The following is a 14,861-nucleotide window of genomic DNA, read 5'->3' on the forward strand; positions in this document are numbered from 1 at the left end:
AATGCTAACCTATCGAAAAGGCATGCAGCATTTATACTGCCCGTGCGCTTGCAAAGTAGATTGCAAAGGAATTTTAATAATAATGATGAAGGTAAAAAGTGCTGACGCTGGCGTTGGCGCTATGAACAGAAGAAAAATACTCCAAGCCGCTGAAAAATGTTTTGCACAGTTTGGCTTCAAAGGCACAGCAGTACAAAAAATTGCTGATGAAGCAGGACTTCCTAAGACTAACGTTTTGTATTATTTCAAAACAAAACAAGAGCTCTACGTAGCGGTACTAGAAGAAACCCTCTCGCTGTGGAACTCACGTTTTGATAAAGCCACAGTAGAAGACGACCCAGCCGAGGTACTCGCCAATTATATCGCCGAGAAAATGGAAGTGTCGCGAACGCATCCAATGGCCTCAAAGATCTTTGCGATGGAAATTATCAATGGTGCACAAAACTTAAGTGGCTACTTTGATGAAGAGCATGCGCTTTGGATGAAAGGGCGACTTGCGGTTATTGATGCATGGGTAAAGGCCGGCAAACTGCCACCTGTTGAAGGTGAATATTTGCTTTACACTATTTGGGCTAGTACCCAGCACTATGCTGACTTCTCTGCGCAAATAACCCGTCTACGCGGTAAAAAGATGACAAAATCAGATTTTGAAGACGCTACAAAACAAGTGGTAAAACTCGTGCTCGGTGGCTGTGGGTTATCTGTGCCAGAAAACTTCGAGGTGTAGCATGACAGAGTCTGTTTACCCTCGTGATCTGGTTGGTTACGGTCAACATGTACCTCACGCAAAGTGGCCGGGCGACGCAAAAATCGCGATTCAGTTCGTATTAAATTACGAGGAAGGTGGCGAAAATTGCGTGCTTCATGGTGACGAGGCGTCGGAAATATTCCTATCGGAAATTATCGGCGCACAAGCGTACAAAGATCGCCACCTCAGCATGGAGTCTATTTACGAATACGGCAGTCGTGCAGGGTTTTGGCGTTTACACCGTTTGCTTAATAAATACGACATTCCTGTTACTGTGTTTGGCGTCACTATGGCTATGCAACGACACCCTGACGCCGTAAAAGCCATGATGGATTCAGGTTGGGAAATCGCCAGCCATGCCATGCGCTGGGTGCATTATCAAGACATGGACGAAGAGCAAGAGCGTAAACAAATTGATGAGGCGATTATTCTTCATGAGCAGTTAACAGGCAGTAAACCTGTAGGTTGGTATACAGGAAGAACGAGTCCGAATACGCTGAAGTTGATTGCAGAGCGCGACGATATCTTATATTGCGCCGATTCTTATGCTGACGACTTGCCTTACTACGATTGCCATTACAGTAAGCCGTTATTGATGGTGCCGTACACGTTAGACACCAATGATATGCGCTTTGCCACGCCTCAGGGCTTCAACAGTGGGGAACAGTTTTTCACCTACTTAAAAGATGCGTTTGACGTGTTGTATGAAGAAGGAGAAGAAGCGCCCAAGATGCTATCTATCGGCCTTCATAATCGCATAATAGGACGGCCTGCTCGACTCGCCGCACTTAAGCGCTTTATCGAGTACGTTAAGTCTCATGATAAAGTATGGCTAGCGACACGAGAGCAAATTGCCCGTCACTGGTTGGAGCTTCATCCTAAAGATGGTGGTGACAAGCTGCGTACGTAGCGTTTACAGTACGCCTACTATATTTGAAGTACAGTAAAGTGAAGAGACGAAAGTGAAACAAATGGAGCGCTATCGCCTTCACTTAATAAAGGACAAAACCATGAAAACAAAACTAGCCATTATTGCCCTTGGGGCGCTAGCGCTGACAGCATGCTCAAAGCTGACTAAAGAAAACTACGATAAATTAGAAATGGGTATGTCTCAGGACGAAGTTGAAGCAATTCTAGGGTCAGCTGACAACTGCGGAAAAACAATGGGTACCATGGCATGTACATGGGGCAATGAAGACAGTAAGCACGTTAAAATCGTATTTATGGGTGATAAAGCCGTTACCTTCACTTACGATGGATTGAAGTAAACGTATATCTTTTTCACTTGCCTAGTTTAAAAAGAAAGGTGGCGTTGAAAGCCACCTTTTTTGTATCTAAAGCGTTAACTTACAGGCACGCAATAAGCGCCGTTGAATTATTTTAAATCCAATAAGTATCGTAATAAGAAAACAATCGCCAGTGCATAAGTGAGCGGTGTTACTTCTTTAAATTTTCCCGTACCTACCTTAATGCCAACATAAGTAATAAAACCAAGGGCAATGCCTTCGCTTATGCTGAATGTGAGCGGCATGGCGATAAGTGCAACAGAAGCAGTGGCTAACGCACCTAAGTCGTCGAAATCAACCTGTCGAATAGATTCCATCATTAAAATACCTACCATCAATAGCGCTGGCGTAGTGGCCATTAGCGGGATAACTTTCATGAGCGGTGTTAAAAATAGCGAGAGTAAGAAGCAGATTGAAACCACTACTGCGGTAAGTCCGGTTCTGCCGCCCGCCGATACTCCTGTAGCGGACTCCACATAGCTAGTTACTGGAGATGTACCCACTAATGCGCCAGCAATACTCGCTGATGCATCGGCTGTCATTGCTGAGCCAATTTTCGGTAGCTTGCCTTCGGGAGTAAGTAGATTGGCTTTTCGAGATACGCCGATTAAGGTGCCAATAGTATCGAACATGTTCACAAACATAAGTGCGAAAATGAGGTCCCACGTTTCCGCAAGGTGATCAATTGGGTACCAAAAGTCCATTGCCATAAAGGTGTTTGAAATAGATTCTGGCATGCCAACTACAGCAGAAGGCGTTGCAGTTAAGATACCGTTTTCAGTGGGGATAAAAGCACCAATTAAGGTGAGTGTTACGATAGAGATTAAGATAGCGCCTGTAACGCGTTTCACCATAAGAACGATAGTAAAGATAATGCCGATGAGCGCTAACATTACTGCTGGCTCAGAAAGGTCGCCAAGCTGTACGAAGGTTGCAGGATTATCAACAATCAGCCCCGCATTTTTAAGGCCGATAAAGGCAATGAACAAACCTATGCCACACTGCACGCCGATTTTGAGAGAAGGAGGTATAGACTCGGCTATTTTGGTTCGAACTCCGGTGAGAGAAAGGAGTAAAAAGAGAATGCCGTTCCAGAAAACAATACCAAGCGCTGCTTCCCATGGGATTTCACGACCAAGACAAATGGTAAACGCGAAAAAGGCGTTCAAGCCCATGCCTGGGGCCAACGCAATAGGGTAGTTAGTCATTAGCGCCATCATTAAAGTGCCAATACACGCCGCTATTGCTGTCACTGTAATTAGGCCCTCTACGGGCATGCCACTTAACCCAAGAATACCTGGGTTCACCACGAGTATATAAGACATGGCTGCGAACGTAGTAAGTCCTGCAATGATCTCTGTTCTTACTGTTGTTCCGTGTTCCTGCAGCTTAAATAGCCGTTCGATTACGTTGTTGGACATCAAGAGTTCTCTGTTAGTATTTCATTGTGTGTTTTGTGCGTTGAAAGCAATAAACTGACCAATTAGTCAACTTGTTGGTGTGTTTTGTGCTAACTTACTTTTCAGTACAATGACTAACTAATAGCCATTGCGTGACTCAAGGTCACTAGCCAGGCAGCACAAAGCCAGCCAAACGGTTAGTAATCAACATAGATGAAGTCAAAAAAACCGCAAACAAAACCTAAATGAGCAATAGAACTCGTTTACAGATAGCATTAAAGATAAACTATTACGCACCAATTAAATGCCATTGCATTGTTGTGGTGCAAATAAGTGAGGGGCCATGTCGCTGTCATCAATAATTAAAAACATTCCAAAGGCCGAACTGCATCTGCATATAGAAGGTAGCTTAACGCCTGAACTTATGTGGCGCCTAGCTGAAAAGCACAGTGTATCACTTCCTTATGCTAGCGTGGAAGAGATAGAAGCGGCGTATAACTTTGAAGATCTACAAAGCTTCCTTGACTTATATTATGCAGGGGCGGGCGTGCTTCGCGATGAGGATGATTTCTTTGCTTTAATGTGGGAATACTTAACGCGGTGTCATGAGGACAATATCGTCCACACAGAAATTATGTTTGATCCGCAAACCCATACAGAGCGTGGCATAGGTTTCGATATTTTCATGCCAGGCTTTTTGAAGGCGATGGAAAAAGCAAAAGATGAATACGGTATCAGTAGCTATTTAATCATGTCTTTCCTTCGCCATTTGCCAGAAGATGCTGCCTTCGATACGCTTTCTGCAGCAGAGCCTTATTACGAGCACATTACAGCGGTAGGGTTAGATAGCTCCGAACTTGGTCATCCGCCGTCAAAATTCGAACGCGTATTCAAAAAAGCCAAAGCGCTGGGATTTAAAATTGTCGCCCATGCTGGAGAAGAAGGACCGGCATCTTACATTTGGGAAGCCATCGAGCTATTGGACGTTGATCGTATTGACCACGGTGTGCGCTGCCAAGAAGACGAGGCGCTTATGGATCTCTTGAAAAAAAGACAAATTCCACTCACTGTTTGTCCGTTAAGTAACCTCAAGCTGTGTGTGATAAATGATATGAAAGACCACAATATTGTCCAGCTTCTTGATGCTGGGCTTCTGGTCACGGTTAACTCTGATGATCCTACGTATTTTGGTGGCTTCCTAAATGACAATTTTGAAGCGTTGCACCAGTCGCTGGGTATTGATGAAAAAACAGTTCGTACGTTGGTAGCAAATAGCTTTAAGGCAAGTTTTTTACCGCAGGAGCAGAAAAACCAGCTTGTTGAAAAGGTTCTTTCAGCCTAGGGCCTGTTGACTTTTGGTGTACGAATTTTGGTCTAAATGGAAGCCTTTTAATCGCGAAACAGTCCTGCAAGCCTAGCGGGCTAAGTTAAAGGACTGTGACAAAGAGTAAAAGGCTTCCATAACGACCCCTTCGGGCAGCGCCTTTGTGCCATCTATACTGCGTTGAATGTTCTCGATTTAGAACCACTAAACCGTCAAACATTCGCCTTGTCTAGATGGCACACAGACCGCTGCAAAAATGTACAACAAAGGTCAACAGGCCCTAGCAAGGTGAGGAGTGGAAGATAGTCGCGTTAGCTTCTGGCGATTAATGCGAGAAGCTAATGTGATTTTACGATTGCATGACTGCAATAGTTTGCTTAATCAAATTGTCTAATTCCGTGATGTCTTGAACGATTTCGCTTAAATCGTCTTGCTTGGCTTTGTTTTCAATAGACGATGCCTTTTCCCGAATGGCATCGGCACCTACATCGCCCGACACACCTTTCATAGCATGACTGTTGAATCTAACGGCTTCAACATCTAATGCGGTCGCTGCACTTTGAAGAGCTTGTTGTTTTTGTTCTATTTGCGCAAGGAACATTTCAACAATACGGTTCAGTAACCCCTCATTTCCACCTAGCCTGCTTATTGCGGCATCGCGGTTCCATAATTGTTCTCGAGTGGGCGTATCGTTTGAGTTAGATGTGTCCATATGTGCCACCGTAATTGAAGCGTTATGCCAGTGTACAATAAATGTTCTAAACAAAAAACAGCAAGTTCAGCCGCTTAGCATACAACGGTTCATAAACCGGCAAAACCTAGACGAAAGACTAATTTTTTTTTACGTATCTCGGGCGATACTTATTCTGTCATTAGTTTCACAGTGTGGTATTTCTCATGGATAATGAGACACAGAAAGTAGTCATCATTGACGATGAACCAACAACACTCTTGTTATTAGAAAGTGCAGTAGAATCTCTAGCAAAGGTTGTTACGGTCTCGCAAAGCGCGAATGCGTTTTCGGTGATAAAAGCACAACTTCCTGATTTGGTTGTTCTAGATATAAGCATGCCTGAGCTATCTGGCTTTGAGGTCTGCAAGCAGTTAAAAGCGTGTCCAGAAACGGCTGCTATTCCAGTAATCTTTGTCACTTCCCATAGCGATCCAGAAAATGAACATGTGGCATTGTCGTTAGGTGCCATAGACTTTATATCCAAGCCCATTGATATTGGGTTGTGCCAGATGCGAGTTAGAAATCATCTCACTATTCAGGACCAAAAAACGAAGCTTGCTCGTGTTAATCACGAATTAGAAGCAGAGAAAAAGCAGCTTGCTATTACTCTCAAATCAATAGCTGACGGCGTTATTTCAATTAACGCAGCAGGGGATGTAACGTTTATTAACCCGGTAGCGCAAAGGTTAACCGGATTTAGCGAAACTGAAGCCCTTGGCAAACCTATCGATGAGGTTATGAATTTAAGAGATGCCTCGACAAATGAGCGCCTTTTAAACCCCGCTCTTTACGCACTAGAAGTGATGCGCCCGGTAGCTATGTCTTATAACGCCACGCTGGTAAGCCGACACAATCAAGTATTCAGGGTAGAAGATACAGCGTCGCCCATCATTGATGAGGATGGCCATCTGTCTGGCGCGGTTATCGTTTTCCAAGATGTGTCAGAAGCCATTGAAATGGCAGTAAAGATGACACATTTAACCAATCATGATCAGCTCACGGGCCTGCCAAACCGAGTTCTGCTGCACGATAGAGTTGTTCAAGCTATCACTCGTTGTTTTACCTCTAAGCAAAGCATAGCGTTACTGTTAATCGATATCGATAATTTCAAATACCTCAATGACAGCCTTGGGCATCAAGTCGGCGACTATATTATTGCGTCTATTGCAAAGCGCCTTGCAAAGGTTGTTGGAGAAAGCGCTACGCTCGCCCGCGTGGGTGGCGATGAGTTTGCCTGCTTACTTACTGAAATTGGTTCGGGCTACAGTGCAGACAGTATTGCTATGGCGTGTTTGCAGGCGGGCAGAGAGCCCATTGATATAGACGGTAAGGCCCATCAACTTAGCTTAAGCATTGGAATTAGCCTATATCCCCAAGATGCTGTTAATGCGGAAGAGATGATGCGCCATGCAGACTCAGCCATGTACCGCTCTAAATCAAAAGGCAAAGACACTTTCAGTTTCTTTTCAAAAGACCTGCAGCATGCCATGCATCATCGTGTGGAGATGGAGATAAAGCTTAGAAATGCCATAGAGAACGACAGTCTAGCCATTTACCTACAGCCTAAGTATGACTTTGACGATAGTGCAGTACTAAGTGCGGAAAGCTTAGTCAGAATGTTCGACGAGAATGGTAAAGTTATTGGACCTGATGAGTTTATCCCGCTGGCAGAAGAGACTGGGCTAATACATCAATTAGGTAAGCAAGTTTTGCAAAAAAGCTGTGAGTTTGTCGCTAGATGCAACGAATTGGGGCAAGACTTCAAAGTGGCGGTAAACGTAGCTGCTAAACAGCTTTCAAACCCAGGCTTCGCAAAAGAAGTTGCTGAAATTATCAACGAAGCGGGTATCGCCGCGTCGTCTATAGAATTGGAGGTAACAGAATCAGCCCTAATGCACGACTTTGAACAAACCCGAGATATCCTGAACGACTTGGCTTCATTGGGCGTTACTATTGCGTTGGATGATTTTGGTACGGGCTATTCAAGTCTCTCTTATTTGCGCCAGTTCCCATTGAATGTGCTAAAGATAGATCGCTCTTTTGTTATTGATATGGATAAAGAACAGCAGGCACATGATATCGTAACGGCAATAGTGCATTTAGCATTAAGCTTAGAGTTAACCATTGTTGCCGAAGGTATAGAGACCCAATCTCACTTTGCTGCGCTCAAAGCTCTTGGATGCCACTTAGGGCAAGGGTATTTTATGTGTCGCCCTATGGGGATGGCGGATTTCTTCACAAAGTTCATCGATGATTGCCAAGTTGCGTGAGGTTCACTAGACGGCGTGCAGAACGCTATCGATAGACCTTCTTTATAACCTTGTCTTTCGAACCATACCTACTTGGAAGCAAACTAGCTGACTTTTCGATACAAATTTGGATGTAAGGTGTTAGACTTGCGTAAAACGTTGTTATTACTTTGATATTGTAAAAGTAGAAACAACGGAAGCGAGAATGGTCACCTTGGTGTAGTAACAATAAAAGTACCCGATGAATCGAAATGAAATAAAACCCTACGCAGAGTGTAATGTACTTATTGTGGACGATGAGCCGATGAGTCGTATGCTGCTTGAATCCATCCTAGAGTCGGTGTTTACCTGTGCTACAGCCGAGTCGGGAGAAGAAGCCATATCTTACTGTAAAGCAAATTTGCCGGATTTAGTTCTGCTGGACATGAATATGCCAGATATTGATGGTCTAGACGTTTGCACAGCCTTAAAAGCCTCGCCTGAAACGAATCATATCCCTGTCATTTTCGTTACGTCTACAATGGATATTGAGAGTGAAAATGCGTGCTGGGAAGTAGGGGCGTCAGACTTTGTCATGAAACCGGTTAACGCTTCTACGTTGACGCATCGCATCAAAACACATCTGCAAAATAAGCTTCGCACCGAATTCCTTGAAATGATGACATTTCACGATCAGCTAACGGGTTTGTACAATCGCATGTATTTAACCAAGGAAATTCCGTTACTTATTAAGCAAGTTGCGAGAGACAAAGGTACAGTTGGAGCAATAATGATCGACATCGATTATTTTAAGCTTTTCAACGATACGTACGGGCATCTCGAAGGCGATATTTGTCTTCAAAAAGTGGCGCAAATTGTATCGGACACGGTTAAACGGCCGAAAGATGCCGTTATTCGCTTTGGCGGCGAAGAGTTTTTAGTCGTCCTCCCCTATATCGACCATCAGGGCACAAAGCTAGTGGCACATCAGCTTGTAGAGGCTGTCGCCAATGCAAGAATTCCACATGGTAAAGGGATAGAAAACCGCGTATCAATAAGTGCAGGCTTTGCAGTTTGGAAAGCTACGGATGTGGTTGAAGACGATGTGGCTGCGCTTATAGAAGACGCTGACATTTCACTGTTTGAAGCAAAAGAATTAGGGCGAAACCAAGCCAAGGGCTGAGGCCACAGCCCAATTTCCCATCATAAAAATAGAATTTCTAGCCTATTGTTTAATATCCCGTATTCAAATCCCAAGCTATCATTATAAATGCGGGGCCGCTGTGCATGAATCGAGCAAAGCGGCAAGAATCTTGTGGTCTTTACGCTTGGGTAGCGAACCATGGTTTATTTTGACGAACAATCGAGTTTGAATGTGAAACTGGAACACCAGTTGAAGGCATCGCTAACCAGTTTGGTACAGCGAGGCTGCGATTCGTTTGGCGTGTTTCAAGGTTTACTTTTACAGCTGGACGAAGAGACAGTTAATATATTGGTTAAAGCTTCGTCGGCGTATGCACCCAACTTTAAGTCGGTCCCTTCTTTCTCTACCTGTGTGCCTGTAGACAACTGTTTCCCTGTAAACAGCGCTAAGTGTTCTACTGCATTTAAACAATGGTTTTCTACTTATTTTAATGCCGAAAAATACATTCGAGGCCGTGTTCATACCCTAGATGGAAGCCAAGTCTGCTTAGTCTTTATTAATGCGTGCCCGGAACAGTCGGTAAACCTCGACAAGCTGTCGCTGTTAGACGATTGCCTGAGCGTGATGTTGGATAAGTTTCATCTCGAAAAAGCAGAGACCAATCAAAACACGTTGTACGAAAAGTTACAAAGTGTAGCGAACATAGGCACATGGGAAGTTGATTTGACCACTAATGCACTTAGCTGGTCTTCACAAACTCGGCTTATTCACGAAGTCTCAGAAGACTTTGTACCCACATTAGAAACAGCTATCAACTTCTACAAAGAGGGGTTTGATAGAGATGAGATAAACCGCATTGTCTCCCACACGGTCGCTACGGGTGAACCGTGGAGTGCAACGCTTGAACTTGTCTCCGCCAAAGGTAATTCAGTTTGGATAGAAACCCACGGCATGGCTGAGATGAAGCACGGAAAGTGTATTCGTTTGTTTGGGACTTGCCAAAACGTAAACAAGTCGGTGCAACTTAGACTTGAATTGGATGAGAGAAGAAGAGAAGCCGAAGCTGCGTCTAAAGAACGTGGCATGTTGTTATCCCGTATAAGCCACGAGTTAAAGACGCCGCTTAATGGCATTACCGGCATGCTGCAGGCGCTCAAGTTCGAAAATAAAGAAAATGTGCGAATGCGCAAAGCGGATGTGGCGCTTCATAGCGCAGACCGCTTATTGTCTCTTATAAACGATGTTTTGGATTACACCTCCATCATTAACGGCGAATTCTCACTAAAATATAGCGATTTTTGTGCGCGTTCGTTAATTGAGGATATCCTGGATGTATTTAAAACAAAATGTGCAGAGAAAGGCGTAAGGCTTTACGCGGTGCTGTCTTTTGACGAAAACACTTATGTTCACGGAGATGCCGCCCGAATCAGTCAAGTCATTACAAATTTACTATCGAACGCGGTTAAATTTACGCCAAAAGGGTATATTTCGGTGCAAGTTACGTTAAAGCATCAAGGCGATGTGCCTATTTTACTTGCGTCAATTGAAGACACTGGTGTGGGCATGAGTGATGAAATATTGTCACGTATTTTTAGACCATTTCAAAACGACACCGCCAGTGCCTCTGAAGAGTTAAATGGAAACGGTTTAGGGTTGTCTATCGTCAATCAACTTGTTGGCAAAATGGATGGCGAGCTTGAAGTGCGGTCAAGCGCAGGGAAAGGCTCCTGTTTCGATATTGCTATACCTGTAGAAATGGCAGTTTTAGATAAAGAAAAGCAGAGTGACGTTGTCCTCTCTTCAGACCTGCTTAGCGTTCCTCTTAACGTTTTGGTTGTTGATGACAACGATATAAACCGTTTCGTGCTTGCATCCATGCTAGAGAAGTTTAATTACCTTCCAGATGAAGCCGAAAATGGCGAAGTGGCCGTTCAAATGGCCCGAGCTAAAAAATACGACATTATTTTTATGGATTGCGCTATGCCAGTACTCGATGGGGTAAGTGCGACTAAGATTATTGTCCAAGAAAACTTATTGCCCAAGCACGGCCGTATTGTGGCTATAACGGCAAATACTACACCTGAAGATAAAACTAATTGTAGCAATGCGGGCATGGCCGATTTTCTTGCCAAGCCCGTGGTACAAAATGACGTTACCCTTCAGGTGCGCCATGCACTAAATGCTAAATCAGTAACAGCGTAGAGGTTAAAGTGCGTTTATTCCGCTGAAGGGGGTGTATCTTTTACGGTTTCCCAATGCGTTACAATATAGTCTGTAACCTGTGAGCCGACTTTATAGGCGGCTTCTATAGCGGCTCCCATTGCTGCATATCCATCGCCAGAACTCTCTAACTTTAGGTTCTCCGCAGCGCTCAACGATGGTGGCTGCATGGTAAAATTGCTCGCCGTTCTAAGAATAAGTAAGCGGTCTTTATTGACTAACCCTGCATTGTCCAAGTAGCTCAAGCTTTGAAGTGTTGCTGAGTCTTCCATGCCCGAGGTAACAAAATTTCCTTTGCCCTGCGTCCAGTATGCCACCCAATCGTTTGCCCACGTATTTAGTTTTTCGCCATGCCAAAAGGTAGATGCAGATAAATGCGCACCCATAGATATATTGGGAAGTGCCCTCGCATTAGCTGAGTTGGTGTACTTGGCTCTCAGTGCATCCATCGCTTCGTTGTTTAAAAGCTTGGTGTCTTTTGTCAACGAATAGGCCCACTTTGCTAACGGTAAGTTCAGCGCGTACACCTCGCCATTTGGGCTGTTGTTTACGTCTACAGCGTCAGCGTTTTCAAAGGGCGCATGAGTGAAGAGGGGGAAATAACCCGTACTCCACTGAGACGGAATTTCTCTAGCGTCAATTTGATGTGCTAGGTCGCCATCGACTACATAATCGGTCCAAATTGCACTTCCAATGGTGTTATCCGCTGGGTCGACTCCCGCGATCCCAGCGACCAACCAATAGGCTTGGGATAAATCAAAGCGAGGATCAAGACCTAGTGCCATTATTGCTGCTGAAGCGCGCGCAATGCCCATTCCCGTAACCATACCGATTACACCTGTATCAGGATTGGCGTAAATATCGTGAAAGCCATGAGGCAAAGGGTATTGGGTTGTGAGTTTCTGGCGAGCCTTCCACAATTGAAATTCACCAGGCGCGTCGCCTTCGTCGTTGCCAATTTCGAACATACTTACTACAACAACCTTCACTTTCATTGGCGGCTTAGCGTCATTGGCTTTAACATTGGCAGAATAACTACTGCTACAGAAACCCAAAAACATAGCCAAAATAAGCAAAGCGTTGAAAAAGGCAGACCGTTTTTGTTTAAGCAGTGGATAAAAAGAAAGATGCATTTAGTACTCCTAAAAAAGAGCCCAGCATAATCAAACTGGGCTTCTTATCGAAAAAACTTACAGGCCTGAGAGCGTGTGTCGAACGTTCAATCTACACATGAAGCACGACCACGCTCAAAGAGTATGCGAACTTAGAATGAGTAAGTAAATTTAGCATTCCAGTGACGCGGTAGTTCAGGTAGTACAATTTGACTACCAAATAGATCAGGGAAGTTAGAGCGGAAATAACGCTCGTCAGTTAAGTTTTTAACGGTTAAGTTTAACGACCAATCTTCTGCCTGATATGACAAGCCAGCATTGACTAACGTGTAGGCTGGAAGTGTCACTGCAGCTGAGTAGCCAGACGCGACCTCATCCACATCCACAATACTCACGTTGGCAGCATAACCATTTTGGAAGTCATATGTTGCTGTCAGCGTGTAAATATTTTCAGGAATACCGGCCTTTCGTCCGTCAGAGTTTGTTTCTCCTTCACCAACAAGGTTAAGACCTACTACGTTCCCGCCAAAAATTAACGAAGGATCATCAAGAGCAACTAAATCGTCAGCACCTAAGAATCCAAATTGGTTTCCATTGGCAAGTGCAGTTAAGTTGATAACTTCTATATTTGTATAGCCAGCAGAAACAACAAGGTTCTCATTGACTACCCAACGAAGTTCAAATTCGGTGCCTTCGTTATTGGTTGTGTTGTTGGTAACCGTATTCTGTGTATTGAAGTCGGTACGCTCTTGCTCAAAGAATGAAAGGGCAAAATAGAGTGTATCGTCAACGAGAGAACCTTTAATACCGTATTCCATCAGCTCAGAGGTGTCGAACGCACCGCCACCACCAGGTTGATTGAGTTGGCCAACACCAATCTCGGCGCCCTGGCCTGCAACAAGGGTAGCTTGCTCTGCTGCAGTGATATAAGGAATAAGGCCAAATTCAAATTCATATGAAATACTAGCGTTCCAAGACCATCCATCTACGGTTTCTTCAGCATAAACAGGTGTTTCATCTCCAGTAGCACCCAGAAGTAAATCCGTGCGCGATGTGCTTTCAATATCAATAGTGTCGTATCGTAAACCTAGTACTAAGTTTAAACCCCAGTCCCAAGTTAAATCGGTCATTGCAGCAATGCCTAAGTCTAAGTAATTACCTACGTCATAGTTGTCGTAGTTTTTACCCGAGCGGGTAGACAAAAGGCGGCGATCGAGCGCTGAAGACGGCATGGTTAGGTCGCGACGATTAAAGAACTCGTAAGTGAAGTCATCGCCGTGCTCAAAGTCGGTATAGCGTACAGATGGAGAAAATTGAAATTGCGCTAATAGTCCGTCGTTCTCATATTCTGTCGCAAAAATTAGTTTGTCTTCTATAACCCAGCTGTCATGGAATTGTGAGAAGCCATAAGCATTTTCGTTTATGTTGTCGTATGCATCATAGAAAAGCTGGTTGCGAATTTCCCAATTATCCGTGTAGTAAATGGTGTCGAAGTAGAGCGTTATGGCTTCGTTACCAAGTTGGTCATCAGGCGCTACCAAAGTTTGGCTACCACTTAAGGTCGTGGTACCTGGGTTTTGTAATGCCATTAAAGGATCGAAAAAGTCGCCTGTAACCGAATCTAATGGGACAGCTGGCGTGAAAATAAACGGTGAAACCAAGTCTGCGACTTCAGCATATTCTTCGTGACTGATTTGACCGTCGCCGTCCGTATCTAATGGTTGAGCCGTACCTGTAATATAGGTTCCGTCGTCAACTAACTCCTGAGTTAATCGGTTCCAGCCGGCCACTTGGTTACCATCGTAGTCGTGGTACATACCACCAAATTCAAAGCGAAGATTATCGGTAATATCGATATTAAATGATGCTTGAAGTACGGTTTGATCAGTCTGGGTATTCTCGTAGTAACTGTCAGAGTTTTCTAGCTCACCGTATATGTAATAGCCCATTTCTTTACCGGCAACACTAGTCGGTCCGCCAACTTCTGCAGTTAAAATGCTTTTGTTCCACGACCCCGTTGTGTAAGACAACGCGCCTGTTGGTGCATCTAAATACTGCCCCGATGACGCACGGGCAGACTTGGGATTAAAGTTCAGATAACCACCAATTTTTGATGGGCCGTAAATAGGTGATGCCGGACCACGAACGATGTCGATTCGGCTGGACGCGCCAATAGGCGTAGGGTAGTTACCTGGGTTGTCTAAGCGCTTAACACCGCGGAAGTAAGTTTCCCCGGGCGTGCCCCGCACATCCAGAGAGCCTGCAACACCGAAGAACGACTGTGTGAATGTACCTGGTGCGAACGCGACGAGTTCATCAATGTCTGAAACGTTGAAGCGCTCCATTTGCTCTTGAGAAATCGTGGACGCTGAGCGAGGCGTTTCGAGAATAGATTTGCCAAAGCCAAAAACTGACTCAACGTCTTGACCAGGAAGGCTCCCAAGGGATCCTGTTACCTGAATTTTTTCAACGTCTTTTTCTTTAACCTCTGTCTCTTCTTGAGCAAAAGCTTGCGACGATAGCGCGACCGCGGTAGTCATTGCAAAAGCTTTTGCTAGAGGAGATAAATTGAATGTAGTGTTTTTCATGGTTTCCTCGTTATTTTTAGTTGCCCTTTTTTAGGGCTCTATTCACGCATTTTTTTATGCGTTTTATTATTGGCAAGA

At 44.4% G+C, this 14,861-nt stretch carries 11 protein-coding genes; 7 read left to right on the plus strand and 4 right to left on the minus strand.

Features of this window, described 5'->3' with window-relative positions; genetic code table 11:
* The first annotated feature begins 82 nt into the window (after nucleotides 1–82).
* The 3 genes from AC0J2X_RS14045 to AC0J2X_RS14055 all read left to right on the plus strand — a co-directional run bounded on the left by AC0J2X_RS14045 (nucleotide 83) and on the right by AC0J2X_RS14055 (nucleotide 2,016).
* Entirely contained in the window at nucleotides 83–727 is a 645-nt protein-coding gene (locus AC0J2X_RS14045) for a TetR/AcrR family transcriptional regulator (RefSeq protein ID WP_014949073.1), read from the plus strand.
* Between the two features lies 1 nt (nucleotide 728).
* The gene (gene puuE / locus AC0J2X_RS14050; protein ID WP_202942471.1) at nucleotides 729–1,658 is read left to right on the plus strand and encodes an allantoinase PuuE; all 930 of its coding nucleotides are present in this window, start codon (nucleotides 729–731) and stop codon (nucleotides 1,656–1,658) included.
* A gap of 100 nt (nucleotides 1,659–1,758) precedes the next feature.
* Nucleotides 1,759–2,016, plus strand: coding sequence for a hypothetical protein (locus tag AC0J2X_RS14055; RefSeq protein WP_014949075.1), 258 nt, complete (start codon nucleotides 1,759–1,761; stop codon nucleotides 2,014–2,016).
* 107 nt (nucleotides 2,017–2,123) lie between these two features.
* Here the strand turns inward: AC0J2X_RS14055 and AC0J2X_RS14060 are convergent, their stop codons facing one another.
* Nucleotides 2,124–3,455 (minus strand): NCS2 family permease, encoded by a 1,332-nt coding sequence (locus AC0J2X_RS14060; protein WP_472996138.1) that lies wholly within the window; start codon nucleotides 3,453–3,455, stop codon nucleotides 2,124–2,126.
* Between the two features lie 322 nt (nucleotides 3,456–3,777).
* Here AC0J2X_RS14060 and AC0J2X_RS14065 point away from each other — a divergent pair, with 322 nt between their 5' ends.
* Complete coding sequence (locus AC0J2X_RS14065; protein ID WP_472996139.1) at nucleotides 3,778–4,776, plus strand: adenosine deaminase; 999 nt, start codon at nucleotides 3,778–3,780, stop codon at nucleotides 4,774–4,776.
* A 331-nt stretch (nucleotides 4,777–5,107) separates the two neighbouring features.
* Here AC0J2X_RS14065 and AC0J2X_RS14070 read toward each other — a convergent pair whose 3' ends face one another.
* Nucleotides 5,108–5,470 carry an Hpt domain-containing protein gene (locus tag AC0J2X_RS14070; protein ID WP_039227191.1) on the minus strand — a complete coding sequence of 121 codons (363 nt, stop codon included), beginning with the start codon at nucleotides 5,468–5,470 and terminating at the stop codon, nucleotides 5,108–5,110.
* Nucleotides 5,471–5,655: 185 nt separating this feature from the next.
* Here AC0J2X_RS14070 and AC0J2X_RS14075 point away from each other — a divergent pair, with 185 nt between their 5' ends.
* The 3 genes from AC0J2X_RS14075 to AC0J2X_RS14085 all read left to right on the plus strand — a co-directional run bounded on the left by AC0J2X_RS14075 (nucleotide 5,656) and on the right by AC0J2X_RS14085 (nucleotide 11,065).
* Nucleotides 5,656–7,761, plus strand: a complete 2,106-nt coding sequence (locus tag AC0J2X_RS14075; protein WP_472996140.1) for a two-component system response regulator — start codon at nucleotides 5,656–5,658, stop codon at nucleotides 7,759–7,761.
* Between the two features lie 220 nt (nucleotides 7,762–7,981).
* Nucleotides 7,982–8,902: a diguanylate cyclase gene (locus tag AC0J2X_RS14080; RefSeq protein ID WP_069944084.1), complete on the plus strand. Its 921-nt coding sequence runs from the start codon at nucleotides 7,982–7,984 to the stop codon at nucleotides 8,900–8,902.
* Nucleotides 8,903–9,061: 159 nt separating this feature from the next.
* Complete coding sequence (locus tag AC0J2X_RS14085) at nucleotides 9,062–11,065, plus strand: PAS domain-containing hybrid sensor histidine kinase/response regulator (protein ID WP_472996141.1); 2,004 nt, start codon at nucleotides 9,062–9,064, stop codon at nucleotides 11,063–11,065.
* Nucleotides 11,066–11,079: 14 nt separating this feature from the next.
* On the opposite strand, the gene AC0J2X_RS14090 is transcribed toward AC0J2X_RS14085, so the two are convergent.
* Together AC0J2X_RS14090 and AC0J2X_RS14095 are read right to left on the minus strand one after the other, a co-directional pair.
* Entirely contained in the window at nucleotides 11,080–12,216 is a 1,137-nt protein-coding gene (locus AC0J2X_RS14090) for a purine nucleoside permease (protein ID WP_472996142.1), read from the minus strand.
* Nucleotides 12,217–12,347: 131 nt separating this feature from the next.
* The gene (locus AC0J2X_RS14095) at nucleotides 12,348–14,783 is read right to left on the minus strand and encodes a TonB-dependent siderophore receptor (protein ID WP_252118200.1); all 2,436 of its coding nucleotides are present in this window, start codon (nucleotides 14,781–14,783) and stop codon (nucleotides 12,348–12,350) included.
* Nucleotides 14,784–14,861 lie beyond the last annotated feature (78 nt).

The sequence above is a fragment of the Alteromonas sp. R7 genome (genome assembly GCF_055755235.1).